The 4,184-nt window shown below is 76.1% G+C and carries 2 protein-coding genes and 1 pseudogene; 1 reads left to right on the top strand and 2 read right to left on the bottom strand.

What is annotated here, in order from left to right:
* A partial coding sequence (locus J1M37_RS08150) for a hypothetical protein (protein ID WP_206450620.1) occupies positions 1–645 on the top strand: 645 nt, incomplete at its 5' end.
* A 41-nt stretch (positions 646–686) separates the two neighbouring features.
* Here J1M37_RS08150 and J1M37_RS08145 read toward each other — a convergent pair.
* Together J1M37_RS08145 and J1M37_RS08140 are read right to left on the bottom strand one after the other, a co-directional pair.
* On the bottom strand, positions 687–2,858 hold the full coding sequence (locus J1M37_RS08145) for a 3-hydroxyacyl-CoA dehydrogenase NAD-binding domain-containing protein (RefSeq protein WP_036317899.1): 2,172 nt from the start codon (positions 2,856–2,858) through the stop codon (positions 687–689).
* Between the two features lie 76 nt (positions 2,859–2,934).
* A pseudogene (locus J1M37_RS08140) lies at positions 2,935–4,180 on the bottom strand (ribonuclease D).
* Positions 4,181–4,184 lie beyond the last annotated feature (4 nt).

The raw sequence follows: 4,184 nt of genomic DNA, 5'->3' as shown, positions 1-4,184 counted from the left end.
GCCCCGCGCCCCACCGGCGCCGCCCGTTTCGACCTCACTCCCTTCGAGCGGTGGGAGGCCGTGACCCTCGACGACGTGCACGTCGGCTTCCTGCACCGGGTGCTGGAGGACGGCGTGCTGACCACCCGCATGGGCTTCGCCCCCACGCCCGCCCAGCGCGCCGCCCGCGGTGGACTGCCCGAGCGCTACCTCGCCCAGACGCAGGTCGGCTTCACGCCCGACGGGGACGGCTGGGCATGGACGACCCACGAGGACTCCGCCGGAGCCCAGCGGGTGCGCATCGACCGTGAGCGGGCCGGCATCGACGCCGCGGTGCTGCCCTCGTACGCGGAGTACCTCCTCCTCGCGCGGGTGGCCGCCGAAGGCCCGCTCGCCGTGGACCGGCTCGAGGAGGCCTCGCCCCTGCAGGGCGGGCTGCGCGTGCCCCGCGCCGAGCTGCGCCCGGCGGACGCGGGCGGGTCGGACGTGCGGGTGGCCGTCGTCGCGGACGGCGTGGAGCTGGGGGCGCACCTCGTGCGCGAGGGCGCCGTGGTCGCCTCCGACTGGGGCGGGGGCACCGCCTCGACCCCCGTGGCCGACCAGGCCGCGGCGACCGCCGGGCTCGACGCGCACGTGGTGACGTTCGCCGGGCTGCCGATCGCCTGAGCCGTGGGCCGGGCCGTCGCGGACGGCCCGGCCGGGGCCGGTCAGGCCTGCGCGGCCGGGTGGAAGCGCCGCCCGTTCACCCGCTCGGCGGCCCCGCAGTCGTCCAGGTACGGCGTGATGCCGCCCAGGTGCAGGGGCCAGTTGGCGCCGAGGATCATGCACAGGTCCACGTCCTCGGGGGCCGCGACGACGCGCTCGTCCAGGAGCAGGCCGATCTCCTCGGCCAGCGCGTCCTCGACCCGGCGCAGCAGCTCCTCGGAGGTCTGCGGGGTCGAGCCCTGCTCCAGCAGGGCCGCGGTCGCCTCCGGGATCTGCTCGCCGGTCGCGCCGGCGGCCTCCTCGTCGCGCCGGTCGGGGCGGACGTCCTTGGCCCAGATCGCGGTCTTGCCGGCGTCGATCAGGCGCTGCAGGTTCGCCGAGACCGGGAAGCGCTCCGCGCCGAAGGACGCGGAGAGGGACTCGGACACGTGCTGGGCCACGGGGATGCCGACCATGGCCAGGAGGGTGAACGGCGTCATCGGCAGGGCCAGCGGGTCCAGCGCGTGGTCGGCCTCGTGCGCGTCGGTGCCCTCGTCGAAGGAGTTCTGCACCTCGCCCATCATGCGCAGCAGGACGCGGTTGACCACGAACGCGGTGGCATCGTGGACGAGCACGCCGGTCTTGCGGAGCCGGCGGGTCAGTTCGAACGCGGTGGCCACGACCTCGTCCGTCGTCGCCTCGGTCCGCACGATCTCCACGAGCGGCATGACCGCCACCGGGTTGAAGAAGTGGAAGCCCACGAGGCGCTCGGGATGCTCGAGGACCTCGGCCATGGCGGCCACGGACAGGCTCGAGGTGTTGGTCATCAGGATGGCGTCCTCACGCACGATGCCCTCGAGCTCGCGGAAGACGGTGCGCTTGACCTCGAGCTCCTCGAAGACGGCCTCGATGACGATGTCGGCGTCCGCGTACACCGCCTTGTCCGTGTCCGCGGTGATCAACCCGGCCAGGGCCTCGCCGTCCTCGGCGGAGAGCCGTCCACGGGAGACCATCTTCTCGACCTGCGCGCGCACGCCCGCCAGGCCGCGCTCGACACGCTCGGCGTCGATGTCCGTCATCACGACGGGCACCCGCAGGTGCCGGGCGAAGACGAGGGCGAGCTGGCCGGCCATCAGGCCCGCACCGACGATGCCGACCTTGCGGACCTCGCGGGCGAGCTCGCGGCCCGGGTCGCCGGCGGGGCGCTTGGCGCGGCCCTGGACGAGGCCGAGGAACGCGTACACGGTGCGCCGGAACTCGGGGGAGTGCAGCAGCGTCCCGAGGGCGTCCGCCTCGGCCTGGGCGGACTCGGCGCGGGTGCGCGTGCGGGCGCCGGTGAACAGGTCCTCCAGGTGACGGCGCGCCGGCAGGTGGCGTCCGGGGCGAGCGGCCTGCAGCCGCTCCAGCGCCGCCAGGGCGCGGTCCCAGGCGGCGTCGGACACGTCGCGGTCGCGGTGGGCGGCCAGTTCGGCCGCCACGGACTCGTCCCCGGCGACCAGGGCGGCGGCGAGCTCGAGGCCCGCGTCGAGGAGGTCCCCCTCCACGATCCGGTCCATCAGGCCGAGCCCGTGCGCCGCGCGGGCGTCGAGCATGCGGTTGTCGTCGAGGGGGTTCTTCAGCACGACGTCGACGGCGGCCTCCGGGCCGATCAGATGGGGCACGCGCCACACGCCGGACCAGCCGGGGATCAGGCCGAGCCGGACCTCGGGCAGGCCGAAGCCCTTCGCATCGGCGGCCACCACGCGGTGTCCGGCGGCCAGGGCCAGCTCGAGGCCGCCGCCGAGGGCGAGGCCGTTCACGAGCGCGACCGTGGGGATCTCGAGGGCCGCGAGCCGGTCGTAGACGGCGTGGCCGAGCAGGGCCAGGTCGCGGCCGACGTCGTCGGTGAGGCCCGCGATCAGGGACAGGTCCGCCCCGGCCGCGAAGGTCCCCTCCACACCGGTCACGGCCAGGGCCTGGATCGCGCCCGCGGCGGCCCGGGCGGCCTGCTCGTCGAGCACCCGGCCGAGGCCGAGGAGCGTGGCCGGGCCCAGGGTGGCGGGCCGGCGGGGTCCCTGCCCGTTGTCCAGCGTGAGCAGCGCGAGCGTGCCCGCGCCATCGGGCAGGGCGTGGTCGGTCACGGTGACGGTGGTGACGACCTCATCCGGGGCCAGGGCGGGCAGGTGGTCGAAGGAAGCAAGAGAAACGGATGTCATGCGGGTCACACTACCGGCGAGTAGCCTCGGCGTCGACGCGACGCGACGGACCGATCCGGCCGGCCGCGTCGGGGGCTCAGGCGCCGGCGGGATCGGGGTCGAGGAGCGCGACCGTGACGATCGCGCCGACGTTCTCCACCTGCCACGGGCGCGCGCCCCGCTCCGTCAGGAACGCGTCGACGGTCTCGGGGGTGATCGGGGCGGGTCCAGCAGATCCGCCGAAGGGTGTCCGGGGTGAGGAGGTTCTCGGTGGGCATCCCCAGCTGCTCGGCCCGTCGGGCGACGCGGGCCTTGGCCGTGCGCAGGCGGCGGTCCGCCACCGGGTCCCGGTCCTTCCAGGCCCGGGGTGGGGGCGGGCCGTCCCCGGTGCGGATCTGCGCCGCGGGGGCGTCGTCCCGCTCGGCGTCCTCAACGCCGGCCCGGATCGCGGCGATCCAGCGCGGGGCCTCGCGGCTCGCGGCGCGGCCGTGGAAGCCGGAGGTCTGGCGCAGGGCGGGGACGGTGCGCGGCTGGGCGGCCGCGGCGGCGACGATCGACCGGTCCGGGATGAGCCGGCCGGGGGCGACGTCGCGGTGGCGGGCGAGGTCCTCGCGGGCCTCCCACAGGCGCTTGAGGACCGCGCGCTGCACGGGGCGGCGCAGCGTCTGGGAGCCCGAGGTGCCGCGCCAGGGGTCCTTCTTCGGCGTGGGCGGCGGGGCCGTGCGCACGTGCTCGAACTCCTGCTCGGCCCACGCGAGCTTGCCGTCGGCCTCGAGGCGCGCGATCAGGGCCTCGCGCAGCGGGACGAGCAGCTCGACGTCGAGCGCCGCGTAGGTGAGCATCGCCTCGGGCAGCGGACGCACCGACCAGTCGGCGGCCGAATGCTCCTTGGCGAGGGTGACCCCCAGCAGCTCCTCCAGGACCGCGGCCAGGCCGACGCGCGGCAGGCCGGACACCCGGGCCGCGAGCTCGGTGTCGAACAGCCGATCGGGGCGCAGCCCCTGCTCGGCCAGGCAGGGCAGGTCCTGGCTGGCCGCGTGCAGGATCCACTCGACGCCCGCGAGGGCCTCCTGCAGCGGGGCCAGCCCGTCGAGGGCTTCGGGATCGACGAGCCAGATGCCGGCGCCCTCGCGCTTGAGCTGGACGAGCATAGCCCGCTGGCCGTACCGGATCCCGGAGGCGCGCTCCGCGTCGATGGCGACGGGCCCGGTCCCCGCGGCGAGCGCCGCGGCGCAGGCCTCCAGGCCCGCGCGGGTGTCGGTGAGCCGGGGGACTCCACCGGCCGGTGTGGCGATCAGCCGCGGGGGCGCGTCCGGGGCGGCCGTCTCGGGGGCGTCGGTCATGCTG

Source organism: Micrococcus sp. KRD012, from assembly GCF_017168555.1.
Taxonomy (GTDB): Bacteria; Actinomycetota; Actinomycetes; order Actinomycetales; family Micrococcaceae; genus Micrococcus; species Micrococcus luteus.
This window is presented reverse-complemented; position numbering and strand designations above follow the sequence as displayed.

Excerpts from the sequence above, each read along its gene's own strand:
- J1M37_RS08145 (WP_036317899.1), bottom strand. The coding sequence starts at position 2,858 with ATGACATCCGTTTCTCTTGCTTCCTTCGACCACCTGCCCGCCCTGGCC.